This is a genomic window from Variovorax sp. Soil_C_17, from assembly GCF_057657265.1.
Map to the genome: position 1 here is coordinate 536,487 of NZ_JBDGIT010000004.1, position 25,939 is coordinate 562,425.

Here is a 25,939-nt window from a genome sequence, read left to right on the forward strand (position 1 = left end):
CCCGCACGGCTTCCCACGGGGGCGTTCGCGCGGGAACGCGCCGATCGCTCGCCGCTTCAACGCTCATGTCCCGGCGCGCACGAAGGTCCCGAGCTGCTCGTGGTCGTAGTACTCCAGTGTCACGCGGTTGCCTATGAAGCTGGCCTTCGAGAGGGTGCCCGGCGCGGCGTTTTCGTTGAAGAGCGTGAAGGTGAAGACGTCGCCATCCCAGTGCGCGAGCGGCAGCCGCAGGGGCGCGGCCCCCAGCACCAGCGCCAGCCCGCCTGATTGCAGGACCACCTGCAGCGGGCCGTGGTACGCGTTGTCGTAGCGCCCTGCATACGCCGACAGGGGCTGCGGCGGCCTGGCAGGCTTGGGCTGTGCCGCGCCGATGAGCGAGCCCTCGGGGGCGGACATCGCCTCGAAGGCCGGCATGATGATCTGCGCCCAGGGCCGCTGGATCGCGCCGAACTGCAGCAGGTCGAAGAACTGTTGCCCCAGGATCTCAGGGACGCCGATCGGCGACGCGTTGGTCAGCGCCACGATGCCGACGTTGGTTGCGGGCACCACCATGAAGGCCGTCCCCGTTCCCAGCAGAAAGCCGCCGGAGTGGCCGAAGGAGGACAGGCCGGCCGCCGTGGTGCCGACGTTGAAGCCGTAGCCGTAGTGGCCCGCCGGCCGTTCCCCGCTGGCCGGCGAGCTCAGGGCCTGCGGCGACACCGCGGAATCCAGCGCGGCGGCGTCGACGATGCGCGTGCCCTGGAAGAGTCCCCGGCCCAGCATCATCGACAGCCATCGCGCCACGTCGTTGACCGACGCGCTGATGCTCGCGGCAGGCGCCTGCGCGTCGGGCATGCGCACCGGTCCCGGCACCCAGGCGCCGTCGATCTTCATGTGCCCGACCACGCGGTTGCTCCGCGTCTGGAAATCGGCGAAGCGCGAACTCGTCCGGCGCATGCCCAGCGGTCCGTAGAGGGTTTGCTCCGACAGCGTCGCCCAGTCGGTGCCGGAGGCCGTGGCCACCGCGGCAGCGGCCGCGGTGAGCCCGAAGTTGGTGTAGTGGTAGGACTTGCGGAAGCTGTCGAGCGGCAGATGGCGCAGGCGCTGCAGCACCTGCTGCTGGTCGTAGCCCATGTCCTCGAGCCGGTCGCCGGCATGGTCCGGCAAGCCGCAGCGATGCGCGTAGAGGTCGCCGATCGTGAGCTGTTCGCTCACGACGCGGTCGGAGAGCTCGAACCACGGCAGGTGCCTGCGCACCGGGGTGTCCCACGCCACCGCCCCCAGCCCGACCTGGTGCGCCACCACCGTGGCCCCCAGCGACTTGGACATCGAGGCCAGCTGGAACACCGTGTCGGCATCGACCGGCGCGTTCGTTCCGGCGACCCGCGTTCCGAAGCCTTTCGCGTAGACCGTCTGATCGCCCTGCACCACCGCGACGGCCAGGCCCGGTACGCCGGTCTGCTTCATCAACGCGGTGGCCAGCCCGTCGAGCTGGTCGAGGGCGGCCCGCAGCTTGGCCTGCTCCGCTGCAAGCGCGAGCTCGGCCGCCAGGCCTGCGCTGCTCCCGCCGCCGCCGCATCCGCCGAGCCCGAGCAGCCCGCATGCCGCGAGACCGCCGCCGAGAAAGATGCGCCGCCGTTGCTGCATTGCCGAGTTCATGTCGAGCCTCCGCGGCGCGTGCGGCCGGCGGGTCGCCGGCGTCACGGTCGTGGGGGAGCTTGTACTCGAGAGGCATCGCGTGTGCAACCGCGAAGCGTCGGATCACTGCGCGCCGATGCGAAACGCGCGGGCAGGAAAGGCGCCGGATTGGCGGATGGCTCGTGTGGCAAGCCGCAGGTCACACGCCGGGCAGTGCCAGCCGCGCGGAGTTCTTGACCTCTTCCATGACCGCGTAGGTGCGCGTTTCGCGCACACCCGGCAGTTGCCACAGCACCGTGCCCGCGAAGTTCCGGTAGTCGTTCATGTCCGCGCTGCGGGTCTTGAGCAGGTAGTCGAAGCCGCCGGCCACCATGTGGCACTCCATGATCTCCGGCCGCACCTGCACCGCGGCCTTGAACGCGTCGAAGACATTGGGTGTCGTCCGGTCGAGCAGGACCTCCACGAACACCAGCATGCCCGCGCCCAGCTTCAAGGGATTCAAGCGCGCCTCGTAGCCCAGGATGTACCCGTCGCGCGTGAGGCGCTGTACCCGCGCCAGCACGGCCGTGGGCGACAGGCCGATGGCTTCGGCCAGCTTCAGGTTGGCGATGCGCCCATCCGCCTGCAGCGCCGACAGGATGCGCAGGTCCAGCCGATCCAGGCCCAGCAGCTCGGCGGCATGGTCTAGTGATTTATCCTGCATTTAGGTCAAATTTAGAACAGAAATTCGCAAGTGAGACGAGCATTATGCGCAATATCACCAGTCAAGGCAGCCAGCTCTCATGACCACGCGCACACCGATCGACCCCGCCACGCTCTTCGGCGGCTTTGCCGAAGGCCCCCCGGAACCCTCCGAACTTCGCCGGCGCATTTCGCGCGCTTACCGCTTGCCCGAGCCTGAGGCCTTGTCGGGGCTGCTGCCCCAGGCCCGGATGGACGCCGACACCGGCAGCCGCGCCAACGCGCTCGCGCTGCAGATCGCACAGCGCCTGCGCGAGCGCAAGAACTCCGCCGGGCGTGCGGGTCTGGTGCAAGGCCTTTTGCAGGAATACGCGCTGTCCTCGCAGGAAGGCGTGGCCTTGATGTGCCTGGCCGAAGCCCTGCTGCGCATTCCCGACACCGCCACCCGCGATGCGCTCATCCGCGACAAGATCGCGCGCGGGCACTGGCAGGAACACGCGGGCCGCAGTCCCTCGCTCTTCGTCAACGCCGCGACCTGGGGGCTGCTGCTGACCGGCAAGCTGGTGTCGACCCACAGCGAATCGTCGATGTCGGCGCTGCTCTCGCGCCTGATCGCCAAGGGCGGCGAGCCGATGATCCGCAAGGGCGTGGACATGGCCATGCGGATGATGGGCGAGCAGTTCGTCACCGGCGAGACCATCCAGGGCGCCCTGGAGCACGCGCGCCAGCTCGAGGCCCAGGGCTTCCGCTACTCCTACGACATGCTGGGCGAGGCCGCCATGACGGCCGAGGACGCGGACCGCTACCGCCAGTCCTACGAGCAGGCGATCCATGCCATCGGCAAGGCCTCCGACGGGCGCGGCGTGTACGAGGGTCCCGGCATCTCCATCAAGCTGTCCGCGCTGCACCCGCGCTACAGCCGCGCGCAGTACGGCCGGGTCATGGACGAGCTCTATCCGGTGCTGCGCGGCCTGGCGCTGCTGGCCCGCCGCCACGACATCGGCTTGAACATCGACGCCGAGGAAGCGGACCGGCTCGAGCTCTCGCTGGACCTGCTGGAAAAGCTGTGCTTCGAGCCTGCGCTGGCCGGCTGGTCCGGCATCGGCTTCGTGGTCCAGGCGTACCAGAAGCGCTGCCCGCATGTGATCGACTACCTGATCGACCTGGCCCGGCGCAGCCGCCATCGCTTGATGGTCCGGCTGGTCAAGGGCGCCTACTGGGACAGCGAGATCAAGCGTGCCCAGGTCGACGGGCAGGACGGCTTTCCCGTCTACACGCGCAAGGTCTACACCGATGTCTCGTACCTGGCCTGCGCCCGCCAACTGCTGGCGGCGCCGGCGGAGATCTATCCGCAGTTCGCCACGCACAACGCCCACACCATGGCGGCGATCTACACGCTCGCCCAGCCCGCCTCCTACCGGCCCGGCCAGTACGAGTTCCAGTGCCTGCATGGCATGGGCGAGCCGCTGTACGAGCAGGTGGTCGGCCGCCCTGAGGACGGCAAGCTCGGGCGACCCTGCCGCATCTACGCGCCCGTGGGAACGCACGAGACGCTGCTGGCCTACCTGGTGCGCCGGCTGCTGGAGAACGGCGCCAACACCTCCTTCGTCAACCGCATCGCCGATCCCACGATCTCCATCGCATCGCTGGTGGAGGACCCCGTGGCCGTGGTCGAGCGCATGGCAAAGGAGGAGGGCGATCCGGGGCGGCCGCATCCGGCCATCGCACACCCCGCAGCGCTCTATGGCCAGGCGCGGCGCAATTCGCAGGGCATCGATCTTTCGAACGAGCAGACGCTGCGCGATCTGCAATCCGTCCTGGTTCAGGGTGCGGATCTGGCATGGACAGCCGAGCCCTTGCTGGCGCAGCCGCCCGCATCGCAGGCGACGGCCTGGAAGCAGGCGCTCAACCCGGCCGATCATCGTGACGTGGTGGGCCAGGTTCGCGCGGCAGGCGAGGAGGAGATCGAGGCCGCCTTGCACGCGGCGACGGAATTCGCCCCGGTCTGGGCCGGCACGCCGGCGGCACAGCGGGCGAGCGCGCTGGAGCGCGCGGCGGACCTGCTGCAGGCGCGCCTGCCGCAACTGCTCGGCCTGCTGGCGCGCGAGGCCGGCAAGACCTGCGCCAATGGCGTGGCCGAGGTGCGCGAGGCGATCGATTTCCTGCGCTTCTATGCGGCCCAGGCCCGCGCCGATTTCGACAGCAGCACCCATCGGGCGCTGGGGCCGGTGGTCTGCATCAGCCCGTGGAACTTCCCGCTGGCCATCTTCGTCGGCCAGGTCTCTGCGGCGCTCGCGGCCGGGAACCCGGTGCTTGCCAAGCCTGCGGAACAGACTTCGCTGATTGCCGCGGAGGCGGTCCGACTTCTGCACGAAGGCGGCGTGCCGGCGGCCGCCGTGCAGTTGGTTCCGGGGCGGGGCTCCACCGTCGGCGCGCGCCTGGTCGCCGATGCGCGCGTGCAGGCCGTCATGTTCACCGGCTCGACCGAGGTCGCGCGGCTGCTGCAGCGCACGCTGGCCGGGCGCCTCGGCCCCACCGGCGCGCCGGTGCCGCTGATCGCCGAGACCGGCGGACAGAACGCGATGATCGTCGACTCGTCGGCGCTGCTCGAACAGGTCGTCGCCGACGTGGTCGGCTCCGCCTTCGACAGCGCGGGGCAGCGCTGCTCGGCGCTGCGGGTCCTGTGCGTCCAGGACGACGTGGCGGACCGCCTGCTGCACATGCTGCGCGGCGCGATGGCCGAGGCCACCGTGGGCAACCCGGCTTCGCTGCGCACGGATGTGGGCCCGGTGATCGACGCGGGCGCCCGCGACACCATCGAGGCACACGTCGAGGCGATGCAGGGACGCGGCCGGCGTGTGCATCGCCTGGGCCGTTGCGCGCACGACGCCATCGAGGCAGGCACCTACGTCGTGCCCACGCTGATCGAACTGGAGAGCATCTCGGAACTCGAGCGCGAGGTCTTCGGGCCTGTGCTGCACGTGGTGCGCTACCAGCGCCGCGAGCTCGAGGCGCTGATGGCGCAGATCAATGCCACCGGCTACGGCCTGACCCTGGGCCTGCACAGCCGCATCGACGAGACCATCGACAAGGTGCTGTCCCACGCCCGCGTCGGCAATGTCTACGTCAACCGCAACATGGTCGGCGCCGTCGTCGGCGTGCAGCCTTTCGGCGGCGAGGGCCTGTCCGGTACCGGGCCCAAGGCGGGCGGCCCGCTGTACATGTACCGGCTGCTTGCGGCGCGCCCGCAGGACGTGCTTGCGCGTGCGGTCGAGCTCGGCCTGCCGGGGTCCTCGGCCGAGAGCGCCGCTGCACCCCCTTCGCCCGCATTCGACTCGCTCGTGTCGTGGATGGCCCGGCACCGCGATGGTCGCGCCGCCGCGCAGTGCCAGCGGCTGGCCCGGATGATCGGCCCTCGCAGCGCCCGGCTGCTGGCGGGCCCGACGGGCGAACGCAACATCTACTCGCTGCACCCGCGCGAAGCGGCCTTGTGCCTGGCCGAGTCCGACGATTCGCTGCTCCTGCAATCGGCCGGCGCGCTGGCCGTGGGCTGCCGCGCGATCTGGCCGTCGCGGCCCGGGACACGGGCCCTGCACGCGAGCTTGCCGCTGGACGTGCAGGAGGCGATTGCGCTGGCCAGCGACTGGGCGGCGCCCGGCGTGGAATTCGACGTTGCTCTCCACCAGGGCAGCCGGGACGACCTGCTGGCCGCGTCGGCTCGCCTGGCCGAGCGCGACGGTCCCATCGTCAGCCTTCGCCGCTTCGCCGCCGACAGCGGTGAACTGCCGCTGGAGGCCTTGGTGATCGAGCGCGCCGTCAGCACGAACAGCGCGGCGGCAGGAGGCAACGCCAGTCTGATGACGATCGCCTGATCGTCCTGGCATCGATCCGAGGTCGAGCGATGCCGTGCGTTGCGCGATAGCCAGGCCGCAAGGCGAAGTGCGTCGTCCCTGTCACGTTTTGGCCTGGGGCGTCACGCATCGCGCCGCACGACGACAGGCGCGTGCCGCGCCATCAGCTCGGCCACCCAATCGATGAACACGCGCAGCTTGGCGCTCACATGCCGGTTCGGCGCAAACGCCACGTACAGCGGCATCGGATCGAGGCGCCAGCCCTCGAACAGCGGCACCAGCTCGCCGCACGTCAGGTGCGGCTTGGCCATGTAGTCCGGCAGCCAGAGGATGCCCAGGCCGGCCAGGCCCGCCGCGAGATAGGCATTGCCGTCATCGACGGCGAACGCGTAGCGGCCTTGCCCTTCGATGCGCTCGCCGTGGCGCTGCATGAGGTATGGAAAGACCTTGCCGGTGCGCGACCCCAGGAAGCCCACGATGCGGTGGTGCGTGTCCTCCAGCTCCCATGGATGCGTCGGGGTGCCGGCTTGCGCCAGGTAGCTCGGCGCCGCGTAGACGCCGAGCTGCAGGTCGCCCACGCGGCGTGCCATCAGCGAGGCGTCGGTGAGCTCGCCGCCGCGCACGACGCAGTCCACGTTCTCGCCGATCAGGTCCACCATGCGATCGCTCACGCCCATGTGGAGCTGGATGTCCGGGTGGCGCGCGTGGAAGGCCGGCAATGCCGGCACCAGGATCATGCGCGCCAGCGGGCTGGGCACATCCACCCGCAACCGGCCTCTGGGCGACGCCGATGCGCTCGAGAGGCTGGTCTCGGCATCGTCCATGTCGGCCAGCAGACGCACCACGCGCTCGTAGTAGGCCGCGCCATCGGCGGTGACGTTGACCTTGCGCGTGGTCCGGTTGAGCAGCTTGACGCGCAGCCGCGCTTCCAGCTGCTGCACCAGCTGCGTCACGCTGGTCTTGCTCATGTGAAGCGTATCCGCCGCCTTGGTGAAGCTGCGTGCTTCCACCACGCGGGCGAATGCCTGCATCGCATCGAAACGGTCCATCTCTTCTCCAGATGCCTCGAGGATTGTTTGGGTTCTGCAAATTGTGATTGTTCGCCTTGCTCGTTGATCCCGAAGCCGAGCGTTCCTAAAGTCCCTGCATCGTCAACACCGGGTCGGACGCCGGCCCCTGCATGAAAAGGAATTCCATGGCCAAGCGTGACGTCGTTTTTCCGGTCGGCCGCCAGGCGCTCTACGAGAAGAATCGCTATTCGCCGGCGATCCGATCCAACGGCTTCCTGTTCGTTTCGGGGCAGGTCGGCAGCCGCCCGGACGGTTCGCCCGAGCCCGAACTGGAGGCGCAGGTCCGGCTCGCATTCGACAATCTCAACGCGATCCTGGCGGCTGCAGGCTGCACGTTCGACGACGTGGTCGACGTGACCGTCTTTGTGGTCGATCCCGAATCGACCTTCGAAACGATCTGGAAGGTGGTGCCGGAGTATTGGGGCGACGCGCCGCACCCGACGCTGACGGGCATCGGCGTGACGTGGCTCTACGGCTTCCAGTTCGAAATCAAGGCGATCGCGAAGCTCCCGGAGACCCGCGTGGGTTGATGTGGTCTTGCCGGCAGTTCGTTGCGAGCCGGCGTCAAAGTTTGGCGAGCGGCACCTGGCGATCCGCGAGCCGTTCCGGGTCGACGCTGCTGCGGCGCTCGATGAGGCGCCGGGCGAAGCGCAGGTCCTTGGCGGAGTTGGGCCCCAGTGCCGCGACGACCTTGTCCTCGTCGAGGAAGAAGACGACGAAACTGTGGGTGTCCGGATCGCCCCGCACCACGATCCGGTGCGAAGGCGCAGGCATGCCGAAGATCTGCAGGTTGATGTCGTACTGGTCCGACCAGAACCAGGGCAGCGGCTGGTGGTTCACCGCGATGCCGAGCGCGGCGCGGGCCGCGGCGATCCCTTGTTCCTGGGCGTTCTGCCAGGACTCGAGCCGCATCCGGCGCCCGGCCCATTCGCAATGCCAGGCTGCGACGTCGCCGGCGGCCAGGATGTCGGCGTCGGACGAGCGGCACTGCGCGTCGACCAGCACGCCGCCCTCGCATGCCACCCCGGCTTCGCGCGCGAGCTCGTCGTTGGCGACCAGGCCGATGCCGACGAGCACCGCATCGCAGGCGATCTCGCGTCCGTCGCCGAGCGTGGCGCACAAGCGCCCTGCGGGCAGGCGTGCGAACTGCCGGACGCCGGTGCCGAGCACGACCTCGACGCCGTGCGCGCGATGCAGCCGCAGCAAATAGTCGGAGATCAGCGGCGGAACGGTGCGCTCGCACAGCCGGGGCATGGCCTCGACCACCGTCACCTGCATGCCCTTCTTGCGCGCCGTCGCGGCCACCTCGAGACCGATCCACCCACCGCCCACGATCAGCAGGTGCTTGCCGGCCGACAGGGCCGCGCCCAGCGCCGCCGCATCCTCGATGCTGCGCAGCATGTGGACGCCGGGCAGGTCCGCGCCCGGAACATCCAGCCGGCGCGCCCGGCCGCCGCTGCACAGGATCAGCTTGTCGTAATGCAACGGCTCGCCCTGCGTCAGGTGAAGCAGCCTGGCCGCCCTGTCGATGCGGGTGGCGGTGACCTTCGGCCGCCAGTCGATGCCGAGAAGGTCGAAGGCTTCGGGCTTCACCAGGCTCGTGCTGTCCGCATGCGCGTCGCCCGCGAGCACCGCCTTGGACAGCGGCGGCCGCTCGTAGGGGCGATGCGGCTCGTCGCCGATGAGGACGATCCTGCCCTTGAATCCTTCGCTGCGCAGCGTCTGTGCGGCCCAGCCGCCCGCCTGGCCGGCACCCACGATGACGATGGTTTCGGTGTTCATTTGGCGGGCACCGCGCCCGCGAGCGTCGCGTCTCCATCCTCATGGGGCGACGATGCCGAGCGGCGGTGGTCGATGAAGAGGGTGGCCAGCGCGGCGATCACGGCCGGGATGGCGATGGCGACGAAGTTCTGCTGCAGGGGAAGCGCCATGCCCACCAGGGTACCGATCACGATCGGCGCGAGCAAGGCACCGATGCGCCCGACGCCCAAGGCCCAGCCGATGCCCGTGCTGCGCACTGCCATCGGATAGAACTGACCAACGTAGGCCAGGTTCACGATCTGCGTGCCGATGGTCGTCGCACCGGCGAGGCCCACCATGAGGAACAGCACGGGCGTCGGCAGCGGCTGCCCCAGCAGCGTGATGGACATCGCGGCCAGCACATACATCCCGATCAGCACGCGCTTGATGGGGAAGCGATCGGACAGCCATCCGCCGCCGATCGCGCCGATCATGGCGCCGAAGTTCAGCACCAGCACGAAGGTCAAGGCCGACCCCAGGCTGTAGCCCGCGCTCGCCATCAGCTTGGTGAGCCACGAACTGAGCGCGTACACCATGAAGAGGCACATCAGGAAGGAGAGCCAGAACATGAAGGTGCTGAAGCCGCGGCCTTCATGGAAGAGGTGCCGGATCGGCGCGCTGTCCGCCCTGTCTTCCAGGGGCACCGCAAACCGGTCGCTCGCTTCGGGCTTGTAGCCCGGCTCCAGGCGCGAGGCGATGTCCCGCAGTTCCTCGAGGCGTCCTTTCCTGATGAGAAAGGGCATGGACTCGGGAAAGGAGCGGAAGATGAAAGGGATGAGCAGGACCGGCAGGCCGGCCACGATGAAGACGGAGGGCCAGCCGAGGCGCTCGATCATGCCCTTGCCCACCAGCGCCGCCAGCATGCCGCCGACGGAGTAGCCGCTGAACATCAGCGTGACCATCATGCTGCGGATGCGCAGCGGCGAGTACTCGGTCATCTGGGCCACGACGTTGGGCATCACGCCGCCGATGCCGATGCCTGCGATGAAGCGGAAGATGCTGAACACCACCGGGTCGTTGGTCAACCCGGCGGCGGCCGTGAAGACGCTGAACAGCGCGACGCAGATCACCACGGCCCAGCGCCTTCCGATCCTGTCGGCCACCGTCCCGAGGATGATGTTGCCGAACATCATGCCGAACAGCGCCGAGCTCACCATCAGTCCCGCATTCGCGGGGGCGACGTTCATGCTCTGCATGATGGCCGGCAGGGCGATGCCGACCACCGCGAGGTCGTAGCCGTCGAAGATGATGATCAGCGCGCTCCAGAACAGCACCAGGCCGTGGAAGCGGTTGAAGCGCGCCTTGTCGGCAAGCGCGTGCACGTCTATCTGGCGCATCGATGTCTCCTGAATTTCTAGATGGGCATGCGGCGGCGACACCTGATGCGGTCGCGGGTGTTGCCGTTGAGGAAGAGGGGGTCAGTCCAGCGCGAGGAACACGCGGCCGGCTTCGATCCTGACCGGATACGACTTGATCGCCTCGGTCACCGGCGCGCAGCTCGGCTGCCCGGTGCGCACGTCGAACCTGCCCTGGTGCAGGGGGCACTCGATCTCGTGGCCTTCGAGGAAGCCCTCGCACAGGCGCGCATGCCCGTGCGTGCAGATGTTGTCGGTCGCGAAGATCTCGCCGTCGACGCTGTACAGCGCCACGTCGTGGCCGTCCACGACGATGCCGATCACGTCGTCCGCCGGAACATCGTCGACCGGCGCGGCATCGGTCCATTGCACATCGCTCATGACGGTCCTCAGATCGGATAGATGACGGAGTTGGGGATCATCTCGCTGTCGTAGATGACCAGGCGAGAGGCGAACTTGAGTCCCTGCCCGGTACGCACGACGACATCGATGTACCGCCCGACGTTGAAGACCGAGGACAGTTCGGAGAGCTTGGTGCGAAACACCGCGTAGTTGGCCTCGCATTCGTAGCGGCCCGCTTCGGCCTTGCGCACCACCGGCGCACCGGTGACGTTGCGCTGGTAGTAGGGGTCGTGGAACAGCGTCTCGCGGATGCCGTACACCCGGTCCTTCAGCATGCCCTTGCTCTCGAAGGACAGCGTGGCCAGCGGAAATCCCCGCTCGAAGTTTTCGCGCGGCTGCAGCCGGTAGGTGCAGTCGTCGGTGAAGAATTCCGGCCAGAGCTCCCACTCGCCGGAGCTGACCGCGCCGGCGTAGTTGGCGTAGAGCTGGTTCAGCTCGAAGTAGTCCTGGAAGTCCATCGTTCAAGCCTCCATGACCTTGCGCCAGTACTCGTACATGCCGCGGATGAGCGTTTCGGTGACCATGTGATCGGTGTCGCCGACCTCGCGCCCACCCAGCTCGGCCAGCGTGCGATGGAAAGGCTTCTGCTCGAAGCCCTTCTGCGACAGCTCGATCACCTCGCCGTCGTCCGCCGACACGAAGCCCGCGGGTCCGAAGAGGTTGGCCTGGCGCAGGCGCCGCTGCGTCATGGCCTCGTCGTCGTCCTCGAAGCCGAAGTGCGTCCAGACGAAGTCGAAGTGGCCCGGGCCGCTCGGCTGGATGTGCCGGGTCGAGACGCTGTTGACCTGCTGCTGGAAGATCACGCTCGGGAACAGCGTCATCATCACCGCGGTGGGGCCGCCCCACCAGGGCTCCGGCACGATGTCCAGGAAGCGGTCGTCGTTGAGCTGCATGCTCTCCTTGAAGCTCGAGACCTGCGTGACCTGGTCGGCCTTGCCGCTCGTGCCGCGGGTCGAGATCATGGCGGCGTGCCGATGGTGCCGGTCCATCTTCAGCTGCGACTTGTTGTCCGCGCGCCAGAGTCCGAAGGTCACGAACCAGGTGTGCAGCAGGCCCGGGTGGTAGGGGTCCTTGATGTTCTCCTGCATCAGCTTCCAGTTGCCGGGGATGCGCTGTCGGTTGTAGCCGAGGATCTTCAGCTTGCGGCCGTTGAACAGGCGATCGAAGTAGCCGAGGATCGCCGGGCCCATGAAGTCCTCGAGCGACTCGACCTCCGGGTCGAAGGACGCGAAGACCACGCCGCCGCGCGTCGCCACCTTCAGCTTGTTGAGGCCGTGCTCGGCCGTCTTGAAGTCCGCCGGCATCCCGCCGTTGACCTTGCCGTCCTGCTTGACGCCGCGGCGGAAGGGCACCCCCTGCAGGTCGCCCTGCAGGGTGTAGTTCCACTGGTGGTACGGGCAGGTGAAGCCGCCGTCCTTGCGGTTGCCGTGCCGCTCGCGGCAGAACTGCATGCCGCGATGGGCGCAGACGTTCTCGATGACGTTGATGCGGCCCTCGGCATCGCGCACCATGATCACGGAACGCTCGCCGATCACGGTGCGCTTGAAGTCGCCGGCGTCCGGGATTTCGGCCTCCAGGCCGACGTAGCACCAGTGGCCGCGGTAGAAGAAGCGCTCGAGCTCCCGGCGATGCTGATCGGCCTCGGTGTAGGCCATGAACGGTATGCGGCTGGTGCCCTGGCCTTCCCAATGGATCTGCTTGGGAAAGACGGCCGTTGCGTCATCCATGTCTCGTCTCCTGTGTGCTGTCGCGCGTCGTGGGGTACTCGGGATCATCGCGATTCCCCTCTCATCGATCAATAGAATGTGGGCAATAGTGCAGATTGATTTCGTGAATGTGGGGCGGGCATGGAGCTCAAGGACATCGACCTCAACCTGCTGGTTGTTTTCAACCAGCTGCTCATCGACCGCCGGGTCTCGAAGGTGGCCGAGAACCTGGGGCTGTCGCAGCCCGGCGTGAGCAACGCGCTGGCACGGCTGCGCAAGCTCACCGACGACCCCCTGTTCCTGCGAACGCCCAAGGGCATGGAGCCGACGCCTTTCGCCGAGCAGCTGGCCGAGCCGACCGCGCGCGCCTTGCAGGTCATCCACGCCGCGATCAATCAGCAAGCCTCGTTCGACCCGGCGACGTCGACGCGCGCCTTCACGGTCGGCATGACGGACATCGGGGAGATCTACTTCCTGCCCAAGCTCATGAAGGAGCTGGCGCGCGTTGCGCCCCGTGTCTCGCTCAGCACGGTTCGCAACACGGCGGTCAATCTCCGCGACGAGATGGAAGCGGGCCACGTGAGCCTCGCCATCGGCCTGCTGCCGCAGCTGAAGGTCGGCTACTTCGAGCGCCGGCTCTTCAAGCAGCACTACGTCTGCATGTTCCGGCGCGGCCATGCGCTCGACAAGCGGGAAATATCGCTTCGCGAATTCTCGGCCGCCGAGCATGTCATCGTGGTCTCGGAGGGCACGGGCCACGGAAGGGCGGACGAGCTTCTACGGCGCCGGAGCATTGCCCGCAAGATCGTCCTCACCGTGCCGCACTACGTCGCGGTGGGGCACATCCTGCACGACTCCGACCTGGTGGCCACCGTTCCGGAGCGGCTCGCCCAGGCCTTGGCGGAGCCTTTCGGCTTGTCCTACGTGCGCCACCCGGCCAAGCTGCCCGAGATCGCGATCGACCTGTTCTGGCACGGCCGCTACAACAAGGATCCCGCGAACGCCTGGCTGCGCTCGCTGATCATCCGCCTTCACGGGGAAGGCGAGCCCGGTTGAGCGCCGCGGCCCACCGGCACTTCTCGTTCAGGAGCCGATGACCTGGGGGTCTCCGTTCGCACCCAGGTGCTGGCGCACCTGCTGCGCCAGCGAGCCGAAGATCGTGCCGGCCAGGCCGGGCTCGTCGCGGCCGAAGACGATGCGGGTGCAGCCGTGGTCGCGAGCGGCCGCGGCGATCGTCTCGGCCGTGCGTCCCACCAGCACGGTGCTGGTGTAGGGAACGCCGGCCAGGTCGAGCAGCTTCTGCGCGTATTGCAGATCCTCGGCGCCCGCATCCAGCTGCAGCGCGAGCAGCTCGCGCGGGTCGAAGAGCATCGCGACATGACCCGAGACCTTGGGCTGCACGCGCAGCAAGCGAATGCTCACCCGCTCGCTGCGGCGCATGCGCAGCACCTGTTCGATGGCCGAGCGCGTTCGAGCGGGCTGATCCGGGTCGATGGGAACCAGGATGCGCGTCATGCGGGCACCCTCAGACGGCGGGTTGCTTCTTGGTCGCCGCCTGCAGCCGCTCGCGGCGCTGTTCGCTGCGCAGGCCGAGCCACTTGCCGATCGCCACCACGAACATGGCGCCGAGCGCAGGCACCGCGGTGTGCAGCGTGTGACGCTCGGCGGCCCAGCCGGCGATGGCCGGATCGGAGATCGCCATTTCGCCGGCCACCCAGCCCAGCAGGGCGGCACCGAGGACGATGATGACAGGGAAGCGATCCATCAGTTTCAGGATCAGGGTGCTGCCGAAGATGATCAGGGGAATGCTGATCACCAGACCGAAGACGAGCAGCGGCACGTTGCCCTTCGCTGCGGCAGCGACGCCGACCACGTTGTCCAGGCTCATGACCAGGTCGGCCAGCACGATGGTCTTGATGGCCGCCGCCAGGCCGGCGTGGCCTTCGATGCCTTCCTCCTCGTCCTCGCCCTGGAGCAGGCCCACGCCGATCCAGAGCAGCAGCGCTGCGCCCACCAGCTTGAGGTAGGGCAGGGTCAGCAGATAGACGGCGAAGAAGGTGAGGATCACGCGCAGCACGATGGCGCCGACGCTGCCGAACACGATCGCCTTCTTCTGCTGGGCGGGCGGCAGCGAGCGCGAGGCCATCGCGATCACGACGGCGTTGTCGCCGCTCAGGACGATGTTGATCAGGATGATCTGCGACAGGGCGATCCAGAACTCGGGACTCGACAAAAACGACACGGTGTCTCCTTGGTGGGGGGTCGAAACCACTGCGGTTTCGCCGCCTTCGAGCGTAGAGACCTGTCCTGTCACCTTTCTGCCGGCCGGCTGACAGCCGGATGTCCGCAAGCTGTCGGCAAGCTGACAGAGCGCGCCCGCGCCGATCAGGCGGCGCGCAAGGGGAAGAAGACGCTGAAGGTGTTGCCCACGCCGTCGGCGTCTTCCTCCAGCGTGATGCGCGCGCCGTGCAGGGTGGCGATCTCGCTGACGATGGCGAGGCCGAGGCCGCTGCCATCCTCCTGCGTCCCGAGCAGGCGGTGAAAGCGCTCGAAGATGCGCGCGCGTTCCTCGACGGGAATGCGGGGGCCGTCGTCGCTGATCGCCAGGCGGCACTGGTCGCTTCCGATCTGGCCGGCCTGCACGGTGACGCGGCCGCCCGGCTGGCTGTAGCGGATCGCGTTGTCGATGAGGTTGTTGACCAGCTCGCGCAGGCGGTCCCGGTCGGCGTCGATCGTCAGCGGATGATCGGCACCTTCGAAGCCCAGGTCGATGTTGCGCTTGATCGCCTGCGGCGCCCACTCCATGCTCACCTCCAGGGCGTGGGCATTCAGGTCCAGCGGCTGCAGCTGCATGGAGTCGAGCGCGCCGGGCTCGTTGCGCGCCAGCGAAAGCAGCTGGCGCACCAGCCTCGACAGCCGGTCGGCGCTCAGGTAGAGCTGCGCGAGCGAATGGCGCACCCGCTGCGGATCGCTCTCCCGCAGCGCCAGCTCGATCTGCGCCTTCAGCCCGCTGACCGGCGTCTTCAGCTGGTGCGCGGCATCGGCCACGAAGCGGTTCTGGAAATCGAAGGTGCGCCCCAGGCGTGCCATCAGCTCGTTGACCTCGTCCACCAGCGGCCGCACCTCGCCCGGAACATCGTGGGTGTCGATCGGGCTCAGGTCCAGGTGCGAGCGGTCCGACACGGCACGCCGCAGCCGCTGCAGCGGCTCGAGCCCGCGCGAAACCCCGAACCAGACCACGGCCGTCGCCATGACGATCAGCAGCAGCTGCGGCAGCACCACGCTGGCCACCATCTCCCAGGCCAGGCGCTCCCGCTTGTTGAGCGTCTCGGCCACCTGCACCAGGACCATCGGCGGCCCGGCGTCCGGGCCGATGGGCATCGATGCCGCCATCATCCGCACCGGCTCGCCGCGCACCGTGTCGCCGTAGAAGTCCGGCCTGGCGGGCTTGCCCGTGCGCGGCGCAGGCAGCTGCGGGTCGCCGCCCAGATCGGCGCCGTCGTCGCCGAGAACCCGAAAGAAGAGCCGGTCTTCCTGATCCACGACCAGGATGTTGGCCGCGGCCTCCGAGAGCTCGAGCCGGGGCCGCGTTCCGTCGAGCTTCACATGCAGCGCGATCTCGCGTCCGATCTCGTGCAGCGCGCGGTCGTAGGCGAGGTTGGAGAAGCGCCACGAGCTCCAGTAGGCGGCGGCGGTATCGAGCACCAGCAGCACGGCCAGCGGCCCGAGCAGCCACGCCAGCAGCTTGCGCTGCAGCCGGGGCTCAGACCTGTGCATCGCTGCTGTCGATCAGGTAGCCCATGCCGCGCACGGTGCGGATCTCGCAGCCGAGCGGCTCCAGCTTCTTGCGCAGCCTGTAGACATTGACTTCGATCGCGTTGTCGCCGACCTCGTCGCCCCATCCATAGAGATGGTTGACCATCTGCTCCTTGCTGACGACACGCCCCGCGCGCATCAGCAGCAGTTCGAGCAGCGCGAGCTCGCGCGGCGACAGTTCCAGCGGCCGCTTGTCATAGAACACGCGGCGGCCCACGGTGTCGAAGCGCAGGCGGCCATGCTCGAGGTGAGGCGTGGACTGGGTACTGCGGCGCAGCAGCGCCCGCACGCGCGCCTCGAGCTCCGGCAGGTCGAAGGGCTTGGCGAGGTAGTCGTCGGCGCCCAGGTCGAGCCCGCGGACGCGGTCTGCGAGCGTGTCGAAGGCGGTGAGCATCAGCACCGGCATGGTGGACTTGCGTGCCCGCAGGCGCTTGAGCACCTCCAGACCGCTCAAGCCCGGCAAGCCGATGTCCAGCACGGCAAGGTCATGGCTGCCGGCGGCGAGGGCGTGGTCGGCCTCCTCGCCGGTGGAGACGACGTCGACGGCATGGGCGGACTGCACCAGCGCCCGCGACAGCGCGTCGGCCAGCACCCGGTCGTCCTCGACGAGCAATATCCGCATTGAATTCCTGACTGCGTGTCTCCTTGCCGATGCTAACCCCAAGTCTCGCGCGCCCTCGGGGCTTTCAGATCACCCGGTCACGCCGGAGCTTGTCCAGTTCATCGCCGGGAATGCCCAATGCCCCATAGACCTCCGCGTTGTGTTCGCCCGCCGCCGGCCCGGTGCGCGGCGCAGCGGGCTGGAAGCCCGAGAAGCGCGGCACGATCATCGGCGCCGGCAGCGAACCCAGGTCCGGGTCGGGCAGGCGGATGATGGCTTCGCGGGCAATGAAGTGCGGATCGGCGATCACGTCATCGACCGCGTAGACCTTGCTGAAGGGCACGCCGCCGCGGGTCAGGGCCTCGGACAGTTCGGCCAGCGTCCGGGACGCGCACCACGCCGCGACGATGGCATCGATCTCGTCGATGTTGCGAACCCGGTCCGGCGTGGTGGCGAAGCGCGGATCGTCCGCAAGCGCGGGCTGCTCCATGGCTTGGCAGATGCGCTTGAAGATGGGCTCGGAAGACCCCACCAGCGTCACCCATTGGTCGTCGGCGGTGCGGTACATGTTGGAGGGTGCGGTGTAGGTGGCGCGGCTGCCGGAGCGGCTGCGCGCCTGCCCCAGCAGCTCGTGCTCGACCGGCAGCGCCTCCAGCAAGCGGAACATCGCCTCGGTCGCCGCGAGGTCGATCTCGCGGCCCGGCGCCTCGGGGTGGCGGTGCCGTTCCGCGATCGCAGCGGCGATGGAGAAGGCCCCGAACAAGCCCGCGATCACGTCCCCGAGCGGGTAATTCATGTGCTGCGGGCTGCGGCCGCTTTCGCCGGTCAGGTGCGCGAAGCCGCTCATCGCCTCGAAGATGCGGGCGAAGCCCGGCCGCTGCGCATAAGGTCCGGTCTGGCCGAAGCCGGTGACGCGCAGGATGATCAGCTTCGGGTTGACCGACCACAGCGTCGCCGCATCCAGCCCCCACTTGTCGAGCGTGCCGGTGCGGAAGTTCTCGACCAGCACGTCGAAGGACTCGATCAGCCGCAGGAACAGGGCGCGGCCTTCGGCCTTGCGCACGTCGAGCGACACGCCCTTCTTGCCGCGGTTCGAGACCTTCCAGAACAGCGCGTGCTCGGGCGTGGTCGGCGACAGGGAGCGCAGGGGATCGTTGCCCTCCGGCAGCTCCAGCTTGACGACCTCGGCCCCCAGGTCGGCGCACAGGGAGGCCGAGAAGGGCGCCGCGATCACGGTGGCCATGTCGAGGATGCGGATGCCGGCGAGCGGCCCCTGGGCGGTGGGCGTCGGCGCGGTGGTGGTGGGGGGTTCGGCGGAAGGCATGGTTCGAAGTCTCGTTGCAGCGATCCATTTGCCGCAACTCGTGTTTCGATATCCTGAACGCAAGCGCTTCCGCTATCGCAGCCCCAGCGCGAACTCGATGCTGTGCGCCAGCGTGACGAGTCGCGGCCCGATTTCCCGGCGCATCTGCGCGAAGCCGCCGCGGCTGGACGCCACCGCGCAGTTCAGCACGAACTGCGTGCCGTCCACCCATCCCTGCAGCGGTACGGCAAAGCCATGGCGGTTGGGCTGCCAGTCGGCGCGTGCGCTGCAGAAGCCGTCGCTCGCCAGTTCCTCGCGCGCCTGGGTCACTGCCGCGGCGTAGCGCTCGAACTCGGCCGGCGCGGCGACCCGTATCTGGTTCAGCAGCGAACGCCGGTCTTCGGCCGTGGCGCGCGCCAGCCAGGCGCGCCCCATCGCGGTGGCCAGCATGGGGATCGGCGCGCCGATGTCGGGCGTCACCACGAAATCCTCGCTGTCGCGCGCGGTCTCGACGTAGACCATGTGGATGCGGTGCCGCAGGCCCAGCGAGACGGCGCCCTCGATGTCGCGCGCCAGGGTTTCCATCATCGGCCGCGCGACCGGGCGGATGCGCATGCTGGCCAGCAGCGGATGGCTCAGCCCCAGCACGGCAGCACCCAGCCGGTACCGGGCCGTGGCAGGGTCCCGTCGCAGGTAGCCCAGCAGCGTCAGCGTGTGCGTCAGGCGGGCCACGGTGGGCCGGGAGAGGCCCGTGCGTTCCGCAAAGTCCTTGTTGGCCAGGCTCGGCTCGCCGGCGTGAAAGCACAGCAGCAGGTCGATGCCGTTGGCGAGGGTCGTGGCGAACTGGCGGTCCTTGTCGTCGCTCTGGTTCACAGGTCGGCCTCCACGCTGCGCGCCAGTTCGACCAGGCGGGGCCCGATGCGCTGCTCGAGCTGCCGCGGTGCGAGCCGCGCGGTGAGCACGCCGCAGTTGAGCACCAGCGTTTCGCCATCCTGAGGGATCAGGATCGGCACGCCGACCGCCTGCACGTCGCTGCGCCACGCCCCGCGCGAAATGCAGAAGCCCTTGCGCTTCAGATCGGCCTGCGCCTGGACCAGCTCGGCTGCGTACAAGCGCCGCTGGCCCGGTTCCGCCGCCTCGATCTGCGCCAGGACTTCTTCGCGCAGCGCCTGCGGCGCCTGCGCGAGCCAGCTGCGGCCCATCGCCGTGGGCAGCATCGGAATGGCCGCTCCGATGTCGGGCCGCCATGCGCTGAGGTCGTGCCCGCGGCTGGTCTCGACGTAGACCATGCGCGTGCGGTCCCGCATGCCCAGCGACACCGAGCCGCCCACTTCGTCGGCCAGCTGCTTCATGCGCGAGCGCGCGACCTGCCGGATGCGCAGGCTGGCCATCAGCGGATAGCCGATCGTGAGCGCCGTGGAGCCCAGGCGATAGCGCCGCAGGTGCGCATCGAAGACCACCAGGCCGCGCGCGGCCAGGGTGTAGGTCAGCCTCGAGATGGTTGCCTTCGACAGGCCCGTGCGCTGCGCGAGCTCCTTGTTGCCGAGCGCGGGTTCGCCGACGGTGAAGCAGTGCAGGACCTGCAGGCCGTGCTGCAGCGTGGTCGCGAAGTCGGGGTCGGGGTGGCGGGCAGGGGGCATTTCTGGACAGGCGTTGCGCACGGATGCTACGTCGGGCCGTGCACGCCGGCGAGAGGCGGCGTTCAAGATAGAGAAACTTGGTTTTCCATATGTCATGCCTGTCGGTAGTCTTCGGGGCTTGCAGCGCCCCCGACCCACACACGATTTTCTGGAGACTTCCATGCGCAAGATGTTCCTGATGGCCGCCGCCGGCCTGCTGGCCCTGGCTTCCGCCGTGCACGCCGAGCCGGGCTATCCGACCAAGCCCATCCGCCTCATCGTGCCCTTCGCGCCCGGTGGCTCCACCGACGTTCTCGCCCGGCTGCTCGCCGAGGCCTTGCGTCCCGAGCTGGGGCAGCCGGTCATCGTCGAGAACAAGGCCGGGGCCGGCGGCAACATCGGCGGTGACTTCGTCGCCAAGGCGCCGCCCGACGGCTACACGCTGCTGATCGCCGCTGCGGGCCCGACCGTCATCAACCCCAGCCTCTACGCCAGGATGCCCTACGACCCGGCCAAGGACCTGCGGCCAGTGACCCTGCTGATCCAGGAACCGAACCTGATGGCGATCAACCCGAAGATCCCGGCGAAGACGGTGCCCGAGTTCATCGCCTACGCCAAGTCCAGGCCGACCGAGGTCAGCTTCGGCTCGCCGGGCAACGGCAGCCCGGCGCACCTGGCGGGCGAATGGTTCAATCAGCTCACCGGCACCGCCATGGTCCACGTTCCGTACAAGGGCACGGGCCCGGCGCTGAACGACCTGATCGCCGGGCAGATCGCGATGATGATCGACAACATGCCGGCGCTGTGGCCCCACGTGCAGTCGGGCAAGCTCCGGGCACTGGCGGTTTCCACCGACAAGCGGGCCACGGCCGCACCCGACCTGCCGACCGTCGCCGAGTCCGGCGTCAAGGGCTTCGCCTTCGGTGCATGGAAGGGCCTGATGGCGCCCGCGGCCACGCCGCCGGAGATCGTCGAACGCCTGCACGCCGCCGCGACCAAGGCCTTGGCCAAGCCGGACTTCCGCAAGCGCCTGATCGACCTGGGCGCCGAGCCGGTCGGCAACACGCCGGCGCAGTTCGCTGCGGTGATCAAGTCCGAAACAGCCTCGTGGGCCGCGCTGGTCAAGTCCACCGGCACGAAGCTCGACTGATCGAGGAGCCGGACATGCAACGAGATCCCCAAGCCTTCGAGCAATTCCTGGGCAGCCTTCGCCGCTACGTGCGCGAGCGGCTGGTTCCGAACGAGGCGCGCGTGGCCGAGGCCGACGAGGTGCCTGCCGAACTGGTGGCCGACATGGCTGCGCAGGGCCTGTTCGGCTGGTCGATCCCCGAAGCCTACGGCGGCGCGGGCATGACGACCGAAGAGCTGGTGCTGGCCGCGATGGAGCTGTCGCAGTGCTCGGTGGCGTTCCGGGCCCGCGTCGGCACCAACACCGGCATCGGTTCCGAGGCCCTGGTGGCCGATGGCACCGAGGCGCAGAAAAGACGCTACCTCCCCCGGCTCGCCAGCGGCGAGCTCACCGGTGCCTTCGCCCTGACGGAGCCGGAAGCCGGTTCGGACGCCGTGGCGCTGCGCAGCTCGGCGCGGCGCGACGGCGAGCACTACGTGCTGAACGGCACCAAGTGCTTCATCACCAACGCGCCGATCGCGGGCCTGTTCACGGTGATGGCGCGCACCGATCCGGCAGACCTGTCGGCGCGCGGCGTCACGGCCTTCCTGGTCGAGCGCGGGATGCCCGGGCTCAGCACCGGGCCGGCCTACAAGAAGATGGGCCAGGCCGGCTCGCCGGTGTCCGAGGTGCACATGCACGACTGCATCGTGCCGGCGGAGAACGTCATCGGCGGCCGCGAGGGCCAGGGCTTCAAGACCGCGATGAAGGTGCTCAACAAGCAGCGCATCCACCTGGCGGCGCTGTGCATCGGGCCGGCGATCCGCATGCTGGACGATGCGGTGCGCTTCGTGGCCACGCGCAAGCAGTTCGGCCAGGCGCTCGCCAGCTTCCAGCTGGTCCAGGCCTTGATCGCCGACAGCCAGACCGAGATCCATGCCGCCCGGGCGCTGGTGCTGGACACCGCGCGCAAGCGCGACGAGGGCATCGACGTGACGATGGAGGCGTCGATCTGCAAGTACTTCGCCTCCGAGATGTGCGGCCGCGTGGCGGACCGCTGCGTGCAGATGCTGGGCGGCTACGGCTACATCGCGGATCACGGCATGGAGCGCTTCTACCGCGACGTTCGGCTGTTCCGGCTCTACGAAGGCACGAGCCAGATCCACCAGCTCAACATCGCCAAGCGGACCCTGGCGCAAGCCGGGCATGGCGGCTGAGGCGCCGGCATGTTCGGCTACAGCGATCGGCTTCCGGCCCTGCGCGAGGCGGTGCGGCGCTTCGTCGATGAGGAGGCCATCCCGCGCGAGCGCCCGGCGCTCGCGCACGACCTGGACGCCCTCGAAGCGACGACCCGGCTGTTGCGCGCCAGGGCCAGGGAGGCGGGCATCTACGGGCCGCAGCTCCCGGCGGCCTGGGGCGGCCTGGGTCTGTCCTGGCGCGACCGTTCGGTGATCCTCGAAGAGGCAGGCCGCAGCTTTCTCGCGCCGCTGGCCATGAACTGCGCGCCGCCGGACCAGCCGAACATGATCAACCTGCTGGCCGACGGCTCGCCTGCGCAGCAGCAGCGCTACCTCGCGCCCCTGGCACGCGGCGAGACGAGGTCCTGCTTCGCGATGACCGAACCCGAGCCCGGCGCGGGTTCCGACCCGTCGATGCTGCAGACCGTCGCCGAGCGCCGACCGGGCGGATGGTCGATCTCCGGCCGCAAGTGGTTCATCAGCGGCGCCGTGGGTGCCTCGTTCGCGCTGGTGCTGGCCAGGACCGGCGAGGGCGCGACGATCTTCATCGTCGATGCCGACAACCCCGGCTATCGCGTGGTGCGCAACATCGCCAGCATCGACGGCTTCCAGATCGGCGGCCACGGCGAAATCGCGCTCGAGGACTGCTTCGTCGGCGACGACGCGGTGCTGGGCGAGGTGGGCCGCGGCTTCGCCTACGCGCAGATCCGGCTCGAACCGGCGCGCCTGTCGCACTGCATGCGGTTCATCGGGCGCGCCTCGCGCGCGATGGTGCTGGCACAGGAGTATGCGAAGCGCAGAAGCTCCTTCGGGCAGCCCCTGGCGCAATTGCAGCAGGTGCAGGCGATGGTGGCGGATTCGCACATCGACCTCCATGCCGCACGCCTGATGACCTGGCACGCCGCCGCGAAGCTCGACGCCAACGAAAGCATCAAGCACGAATCGGCCATGGTGAAGGTGTTCGTGTCGGAAGCGGTGGGGCGGGTGGCGGACCGCGCCGCGCAGATCATGGGGGCGCTCGGCATGTCCGAAGATGCGCCGGTCTCGATGATCCTGCGCGAGATGCGCCCTTTCCGCATCTACGACGGCGCCTCGGAGCTGCACCGTTCCACGCTGGCGCGCCGCGTCTTGAAGGCGTCGCGAGCCCCTTGATGCGGGCCGAGCCCGCCGGGGGCATGGGCGGTCTCGTCCTTGCTTTCCGCCAGCCGTGCTCTGTTTGCTCTCGCGGGAATGTCGATGCGCGACCGATGCGGGAGCTTGTTCGGACGCGGCATGGCGGATCCGAAGATGCGCCGAACAGATCCAACCGGACACGGCAACGAGGATCGGCTCGGGAAGTCCGAACTGGACCGGTCGTCGGCCTTCTGCTGGATCAAGTTCGCGTGGGTTGCCGGCCTGTCGCCATTGGCCACGTCACGCACCCCTGGCTTTCTGTGTCGCCGTTCGAGTGACTCAGGGCAGGGTGAAGTTGGTGGCGAAGGTCGCGCCTTCCACCAGCGTCGGCGAGGACGCCGTTTTCACCGAGCCCGCCCCGCTTGCTTCCACCACGTATTTGCCAGCTGCAGCCGTGTTCGGCGCAAAGACCAGGGCAGCGGGCGCCGCGACATAGGGGGCCACCAGCGGCGCATTCACCGGCACCGCGTAGGTGTAGGCGCCCGTGTCGCCGTCCGCCGCACGATCGGCCACGACGATCGTCGGCCCGTCGGACAGCGGCTGCAGAGCTCGCAGCTGAGCCTCTACCGGCGAACTGGCGGTGCTCACCGCGCCGGACAGGGTGGCCGTGGGCGAAGTGGGCGCTGCAAGGGCCGACGCCGATGCATTGAGCGTGGTCACGGTTTCAGCGTTGACAGGCACGCCGGTCACCACCACCGTGGTGCGGCCTGGCGCCGTCAGTACCAGGTGGTAACTTCCGGCAGGCACCGGCTGCAGCAGGAATTTGCCCGTGCTGTCCGGCACCGTCGCCTTGACGATGACCCCGTCCCGTTGCAGCGAAACGCTCGTCTGCAGATCCACCACGCCGGTATCCACATAACCAAGCACGCCGGAGACAAGGCGCGGCACCACGCTCAGTACCGGCTTGAGCAAATACTGTCCGGAGCTGCTGGCTTTCACCACTGACTTGCAGGCGTCGAAGTCGATGACGAAGTCCGCCATCTGATTGGCCGCCACCTCGATGTTGGCATTGGCCTTCAAGCCCGATTGCTGGCCGCTGGGCGTCTTCAGTGCGATTTCCTTTTCGCCAGTGGGAATGACCGAGTTGGCGAGCGGCGTGCTGCCTCCGTTCTCGGCCAGCACCAGTCGCAGCTGGGTGTACTTGCCCACCGGCAATGGCAATTGCCCGAGTTCGAACAGGGCACCGTTGGTCAGCGACAAGAGATCGATTCGCGCCGGCGGGTTCACCGGCAGGTCCTGCCACCCAGCTTCACTTTCTGCCGCACTCGCGGCCTGATGGACGCGCACCCTGGTGACGGTCACGTTGACAGCGTCGTAGCCGCAGGCCGGCGCATCTGTCAGGGCCAGCCGCAGCGTGCCCTTCTCGGCGGCGGTGGGCGCCGGGGTGGCGCTCACGGGAATCGAGCCCCCGCCGCCGCCTCCTCCTCCGCAAGCCAGGAGAGCCCCCAGCAATACCGCAGACATCGCGGCACGAATGCGGAAGAAGGTATTCATACAGCCTCCGGGACATGTGAATATTTCCCATTCTGCACATCCAAACGCTTCGAGCAAGAGTCACGCCCATTGGAACCGGGCGTCCTTGCAACGCTGCTGGCGCGGTCTCAAGACACGGCAGCTGGGCTCAGGTAGGCTCGAACTTCACGAGTGAAAAAGGACATCCATGAAGAAGCTGATCGCAGTACTCCTCGCAACGGCCATGCTCGGCGGCTGTGTTGTCTACCCAGACGGGCCAGGTAATCCCGGCGGCGGATACGGAAAGCCATGCCCGCCCGGGCAGGCAAAAAAAGGAAACTGCTAGTCCGCCGTTCAATGGTGAGCTCTCATAGAGCTCTCGCAGCCTTTGAAGGTCCGCGACGCAGTCCCATCGAAGGTGGGCACGTCCACCTATAACCGAATCCCAGGCCTCCCGGCGCGCCCAGCCATGTGCCCCACAGTCCTGCCAAAGACAAAGCCGAGCATCGTCAGCGGAAGCATGAAGAGAACCTTCAGGAAGGCCACCATCATGGAGCCCTGCCCCGTCGACCAATCGACTTGAATTCCCAACCGGGCAGCGCCCCAGTGCACGGCCCCGCCAGCGGTGGCGAGCAGGACGGTCAACAGTATCGTTTTTTGCAGGGCGAAGGCGCCCGGCAGTACGCCGATGACGAAGGCGAAGCAAACGGGCATGACGATGGACGTGAGCGTACTGATGGCATCGCGTTGCGCCGCCGCCAATCTCAGCGGACCATGGAGTCCGGCCGCGTACCAGAGGCTGCTGACGGCCACGAACATCACAAGCGCCACGCAGAACGCAAGAACTGTCCGCTGCGGGGTGAACTCCCAAATCGAAACCCTCTGGCCTGCGCGGTCGAGTTCGAGCGATTCCGCGTCCACGGCCTGGCGAACTGCGCGAAGCTGGAGAAGAAGGCCCGTCAGGAATAGCACGACACCAGCGAGGGCGACCCACCACGCGAAGCGCGCCCACGTGAACAGGAACGGCAAGATGCTGGCAACCCAGAAAATCAGAAGACCAAGAACCTGAAGAAGTGGACCAGCCTTGTGGACGGTGCGGTTCATATCGCTCCTGGCTGGACGATGGTGAATGTCTGGTTCTGGCCGA

General features: G+C 68.3%; 24 protein-coding genes. 7 read left to right on the forward strand and 17 right to left on the reverse strand.

Features of this window, described 5'->3' with window-relative positions; all coding sequences use genetic code 11:
* Positions 1–63: 63 nt before the first annotated feature.
* Both AC3A6Y_RS22685 and AC3A6Y_RS22690 read right to left on the reverse strand, forming a co-directional pair.
* Positions 64–1,638, reverse strand: coding sequence for a serine hydrolase (locus AC3A6Y_RS22685; protein WP_487870470.1), 1,575 nt, complete (start codon positions 1,636–1,638; stop codon positions 64–66).
* A 178-nt stretch (positions 1,639–1,816) separates the two neighbouring features.
* Positions 1,817–2,320 carry an Lrp/AsnC ligand binding domain-containing protein gene (locus AC3A6Y_RS22690; protein WP_487870471.1) on the reverse strand — a complete coding sequence of 168 codons (504 nt, stop codon included), beginning with the start codon at positions 2,318–2,320 and terminating at the stop codon, positions 1,817–1,819.
* A gap of 79 nt (positions 2,321–2,399) precedes the next feature.
* Between AC3A6Y_RS22690 and putA the strand changes: the two genes are divergently transcribed.
* On the forward strand, positions 2,400–6,170 hold the full coding sequence (gene putA / locus AC3A6Y_RS22695; protein ID WP_487870472.1) for a trifunctional transcriptional regulator/proline dehydrogenase/L-glutamate gamma-semialdehyde dehydrogenase: 3,771 nt from the start codon (positions 2,400–2,402) through the stop codon (positions 6,168–6,170).
* 101 nt (positions 6,171–6,271) lie between these two features.
* Here putA and AC3A6Y_RS22700 read toward each other — a convergent pair whose 3' ends face one another.
* The gene (locus AC3A6Y_RS22700; protein ID WP_487870473.1) at positions 6,272–7,198 is read right to left on the reverse strand and encodes a LysR family transcriptional regulator; all 927 of its coding nucleotides are present in this window, start codon (positions 7,196–7,198) and stop codon (positions 6,272–6,274) included.
* Between the two features lie 146 nt (positions 7,199–7,344).
* Here AC3A6Y_RS22700 and AC3A6Y_RS22705 point away from each other — a divergent pair, with 146 nt between their 5' ends.
* On the forward strand, positions 7,345–7,749 hold the full coding sequence (locus AC3A6Y_RS22705; protein ID WP_487870474.1) for a Rid family hydrolase: 405 nt from the start codon (positions 7,345–7,347) through the stop codon (positions 7,747–7,749).
* A gap of 34 nt (positions 7,750–7,783) precedes the next feature.
* Here the strand turns inward: AC3A6Y_RS22705 and AC3A6Y_RS22710 are convergent, their stop codons facing one another.
* From AC3A6Y_RS22710 to AC3A6Y_RS22730, 5 genes are all read right to left on the reverse strand, one after another.
* Positions 7,784–9,001, reverse strand: coding sequence for an NAD(P)/FAD-dependent oxidoreductase (locus tag AC3A6Y_RS22710; RefSeq protein ID WP_487870475.1), 1,218 nt, complete (start codon positions 8,999–9,001; stop codon positions 7,784–7,786).
* A complete protein-coding gene (locus AC3A6Y_RS22715; protein WP_487870476.1) occupies positions 8,998–10,356 on the reverse strand; it encodes an MFS transporter in 1,359 nt (452 codons plus the stop codon). The genes AC3A6Y_RS22710 and AC3A6Y_RS22715 overlap by 4 nt, the downstream gene beginning before the upstream one ends.
* An 81-nt stretch (positions 10,357–10,437) precedes the next feature.
* A complete protein-coding gene (locus AC3A6Y_RS22720; RefSeq protein WP_487870477.1) occupies positions 10,438–10,755 on the reverse strand; it encodes a non-heme iron oxygenase ferredoxin subunit in 318 nt (105 codons plus the stop codon).
* Between the two features lie 8 nt (positions 10,756–10,763).
* The gene (locus tag AC3A6Y_RS22725) at positions 10,764–11,234 is read right to left on the reverse strand and encodes an aromatic-ring-hydroxylating dioxygenase subunit beta (protein WP_487870478.1); all 471 of its coding nucleotides are present in this window, start codon (positions 11,232–11,234) and stop codon (positions 10,764–10,766) included.
* A 3-nt stretch (positions 11,235–11,237) separates the two neighbouring features.
* On the reverse strand, positions 11,238–12,503 hold the full coding sequence (locus AC3A6Y_RS22730; protein ID WP_487870479.1) for an aromatic ring-hydroxylating dioxygenase subunit alpha: 1,266 nt from the start codon (positions 12,501–12,503) through the stop codon (positions 11,238–11,240).
* A gap of 120 nt (positions 12,504–12,623) precedes the next feature.
* Here AC3A6Y_RS22730 and AC3A6Y_RS22735 point away from each other — a divergent pair, with 120 nt between their 5' ends.
* Entirely contained in the window at positions 12,624–13,538 is a 915-nt protein-coding gene (locus AC3A6Y_RS22735; RefSeq protein ID WP_487870480.1) for a LysR family transcriptional regulator, read from the forward strand.
* 27 nt (positions 13,539–13,565) lie between these two features.
* On the opposite strand, the gene AC3A6Y_RS22740 is transcribed toward AC3A6Y_RS22735, so the two are convergent.
* The 7 genes from AC3A6Y_RS22740 to AC3A6Y_RS22770 all read right to left on the reverse strand — a co-directional run bounded on the left by AC3A6Y_RS22740 (position 13,566) and on the right by AC3A6Y_RS22770 (position 19,842).
* Positions 13,566–13,997 carry a universal stress protein gene (locus AC3A6Y_RS22740; protein ID WP_487870481.1) on the reverse strand — a complete coding sequence of 144 codons (432 nt, stop codon included), beginning with the start codon at positions 13,995–13,997 and terminating at the stop codon, positions 13,566–13,568.
* Positions 13,998–14,007: 10 nt separating this feature from the next.
* On the reverse strand, positions 14,008–14,724 hold the full coding sequence (locus AC3A6Y_RS22745) for a TerC family protein (protein ID WP_487870482.1): 717 nt from the start codon (positions 14,722–14,724) through the stop codon (positions 14,008–14,010).
* A gap of 143 nt (positions 14,725–14,867) precedes the next feature.
* A complete protein-coding gene (locus AC3A6Y_RS22750; protein WP_487870483.1) occupies positions 14,868–16,259 on the reverse strand; it encodes a sensor histidine kinase in 1,392 nt (463 codons plus the stop codon).
* Positions 16,246–16,920: a response regulator transcription factor gene (locus AC3A6Y_RS22755; RefSeq protein WP_487870484.1), complete on the reverse strand. Its 675-nt coding sequence runs from the start codon at positions 16,918–16,920 to the stop codon at positions 16,246–16,248. The genes AC3A6Y_RS22750 and AC3A6Y_RS22755 overlap by 14 nt, the downstream gene beginning before the upstream one ends.
* 64 nt (positions 16,921–16,984) lie before the next feature.
* Positions 16,985–18,223 (reverse strand): CaiB/BaiF CoA transferase family protein, encoded by a 1,239-nt coding sequence (locus AC3A6Y_RS22760; RefSeq protein ID WP_487870485.1) that lies wholly within the window; start codon positions 18,221–18,223, stop codon positions 16,985–16,987.
* A gap of 72 nt (positions 18,224–18,295) precedes the next feature.
* On the reverse strand, positions 18,296–19,075 hold the full coding sequence (locus AC3A6Y_RS22765) for an IclR family transcriptional regulator (protein ID WP_487870486.1): 780 nt from the start codon (positions 19,073–19,075) through the stop codon (positions 18,296–18,298).
* Positions 19,072–19,842: an IclR family transcriptional regulator gene (locus tag AC3A6Y_RS22770; protein ID WP_487870487.1), complete on the reverse strand. Its 771-nt coding sequence runs from the start codon at positions 19,840–19,842 to the stop codon at positions 19,072–19,074. The genes AC3A6Y_RS22765 and AC3A6Y_RS22770 overlap by 4 nt, the downstream gene beginning before the upstream one ends.
* Before the next feature lie 160 nt (positions 19,843–20,002).
* On the opposite strand from AC3A6Y_RS22770, the gene AC3A6Y_RS22775 reads away from it, so the two are divergent.
* Genes AC3A6Y_RS22775 through AC3A6Y_RS22785 form a run of 3 tightly spaced genes read left to right on the forward strand, consistent with a single transcriptional unit; the run spans position 20,003 to position 23,319 of the window.
* Positions 20,003–20,971 carry a Bug family tripartite tricarboxylate transporter substrate binding protein gene (locus tag AC3A6Y_RS22775; RefSeq protein ID WP_487870488.1) on the forward strand — a complete coding sequence of 323 codons (969 nt, stop codon included), beginning with the start codon at positions 20,003–20,005 and terminating at the stop codon, positions 20,969–20,971.
* A 14-nt stretch (positions 20,972–20,985) separates the two neighbouring features.
* Complete coding sequence (locus AC3A6Y_RS22780; protein WP_487870489.1) at positions 20,986–22,146, forward strand: acyl-CoA dehydrogenase family protein; 1,161 nt, start codon at positions 20,986–20,988, stop codon at positions 22,144–22,146.
* 9 nt (positions 22,147–22,155) lie between these two features.
* Positions 22,156–23,319 carry an acyl-CoA dehydrogenase family protein gene (locus AC3A6Y_RS22785; protein WP_487870490.1) on the forward strand — a complete coding sequence of 388 codons (1,164 nt, stop codon included), beginning with the start codon at positions 22,156–22,158 and terminating at the stop codon, positions 23,317–23,319.
* Between the two features lie 300 nt (positions 23,320–23,619).
* On the opposite strand, the gene AC3A6Y_RS22790 is transcribed toward AC3A6Y_RS22785, so the two are convergent.
* The gene (locus AC3A6Y_RS22790) at positions 23,620–24,834 is read right to left on the reverse strand and encodes a DUF4382 domain-containing protein (RefSeq protein WP_487870491.1); all 1,215 of its coding nucleotides are present in this window, start codon (positions 24,832–24,834) and stop codon (positions 23,620–23,622) included.
* Between the two features lie 166 nt (positions 24,835–25,000).
* Here AC3A6Y_RS22790 and AC3A6Y_RS22795 point away from each other — a divergent pair, with 166 nt between their 5' ends.
* A complete protein-coding gene (locus AC3A6Y_RS22795) occupies positions 25,001–25,138 on the forward strand; it encodes a hypothetical protein (protein WP_487870492.1) in 138 nt (45 codons plus the stop codon).
* 86 nt (positions 25,139–25,224) lie between these two features.
* On the opposite strand, the gene AC3A6Y_RS22800 is transcribed toward AC3A6Y_RS22795, so the two are convergent.
* Positions 25,225–25,896: a hypothetical protein gene (locus tag AC3A6Y_RS22800; protein ID WP_487870493.1), complete on the reverse strand. Its 672-nt coding sequence runs from the start codon at positions 25,894–25,896 to the stop codon at positions 25,225–25,227.
* Between the last annotated feature and the right edge of the window lie 43 nt (positions 25,897–25,939).

Bases quoted from the DNA above. Each gene is read 5' to 3' on its own strand.
- AC3A6Y_RS22685 (WP_487870470.1), bottom strand. From the start codon at position 1,638: ATGAACTCGGCAATGCAGCAACGGCGGCGCATCTTTCTCGGCGGCGGT.
- AC3A6Y_RS22780 (WP_487870489.1), top strand. From the start codon at position 20,986: ATGCAACGAGATCCCCAAGCCTTCGAGCAATTCCTGGGCAGCCTTCGC.
- AC3A6Y_RS22770 (WP_487870487.1), bottom strand. From the start codon at position 19,842: ATGCCCCCTGCCCGCCACCCCGACCCCGACTTCGCGACCACGCTGCAG.
- AC3A6Y_RS22700 (WP_487870473.1), bottom strand. From the start codon at position 7,198: ATGGACCGTTTCGATGCGATGCAGGCATTCGCCCGCGTGGTGGAAGCA.
- AC3A6Y_RS22760 (WP_487870485.1), bottom strand. From the start codon at position 18,223: ATGCCTTCCGCCGAACCCCCCACCACCACCGCGCCGACGCCCACCGCC.
- AC3A6Y_RS22715 (WP_487870476.1), bottom strand. From the start codon at position 10,356: ATGCGCCAGATAGACGTGCACGCGCTTGCCGACAAGGCGCGCTTCAAC.
- AC3A6Y_RS22710 (WP_487870475.1), bottom strand. From the start codon at position 9,001: ATGAACACCGAAACCATCGTCATCGTGGGTGCCGGCCAGGCGGGCGGC.
- AC3A6Y_RS22705 (WP_487870474.1), top strand. From the start codon at position 7,345: ATGGCCAAGCGTGACGTCGTTTTTCCGGTCGGCCGCCAGGCGCTCTAC.
- AC3A6Y_RS22735 (WP_487870480.1), top strand. From the start codon at position 12,624: ATGGAGCTCAAGGACATCGACCTCAACCTGCTGGTTGTTTTCAACCAG.
- AC3A6Y_RS22755 (WP_487870484.1), bottom strand. From the start codon at position 16,920: ATGCGGATATTGCTCGTCGAGGACGACCGGGTGCTGGCCGACGCGCTG.
- AC3A6Y_RS22790 (WP_487870491.1), bottom strand. From the start codon at position 24,834: ATGAATACCTTCTTCCGCATTCGTGCCGCGATGTCTGCGGTATTGCTG.
- AC3A6Y_RS22730 (WP_487870479.1), bottom strand. From the start codon at position 12,503: ATGGATGACGCAACGGCCGTCTTTCCCAAGCAGATCCATTGGGAAGGC.
- AC3A6Y_RS22795 (WP_487870492.1), top strand. From the start codon at position 25,001: ATGAAGAAGCTGATCGCAGTACTCCTCGCAACGGCCATGCTCGGCGGC.
- AC3A6Y_RS22720 (WP_487870477.1), bottom strand. From the start codon at position 10,755: ATGAGCGATGTGCAATGGACCGATGCCGCGCCGGTCGACGATGTTCCG.
- putA (WP_487870472.1), top strand. From the start codon at position 2,400: ATGACCACGCGCACACCGATCGACCCCGCCACGCTCTTCGGCGGCTTT.
- AC3A6Y_RS22800 (WP_487870493.1), bottom strand. From the start codon at position 25,896: ATGAACCGCACCGTCCACAAGGCTGGTCCACTTCTTCAGGTTCTTGGT.
- AC3A6Y_RS22725 (WP_487870478.1), bottom strand. From the start codon at position 11,234: ATGGACTTCCAGGACTACTTCGAGCTGAACCAGCTCTACGCCAACTAC.
- AC3A6Y_RS22785 (WP_487870490.1), top strand. From the start codon at position 22,156: ATGTTCGGCTACAGCGATCGGCTTCCGGCCCTGCGCGAGGCGGTGCGG.
- AC3A6Y_RS22690 (WP_487870471.1), bottom strand. From the start codon at position 2,320: ATGCAGGATAAATCACTAGACCATGCCGCCGAGCTGCTGGGCCTGGAT.
- AC3A6Y_RS22740 (WP_487870481.1), bottom strand. From the start codon at position 13,997: ATGACGCGCATCCTGGTTCCCATCGACCCGGATCAGCCCGCTCGAACG.
- AC3A6Y_RS22775 (WP_487870488.1), top strand. From the start codon at position 20,003: ATGCGCAAGATGTTCCTGATGGCCGCCGCCGGCCTGCTGGCCCTGGCT.
- AC3A6Y_RS22750 (WP_487870483.1), bottom strand. From the start codon at position 16,259: ATGCACAGGTCTGAGCCCCGGCTGCAGCGCAAGCTGCTGGCGTGGCTG.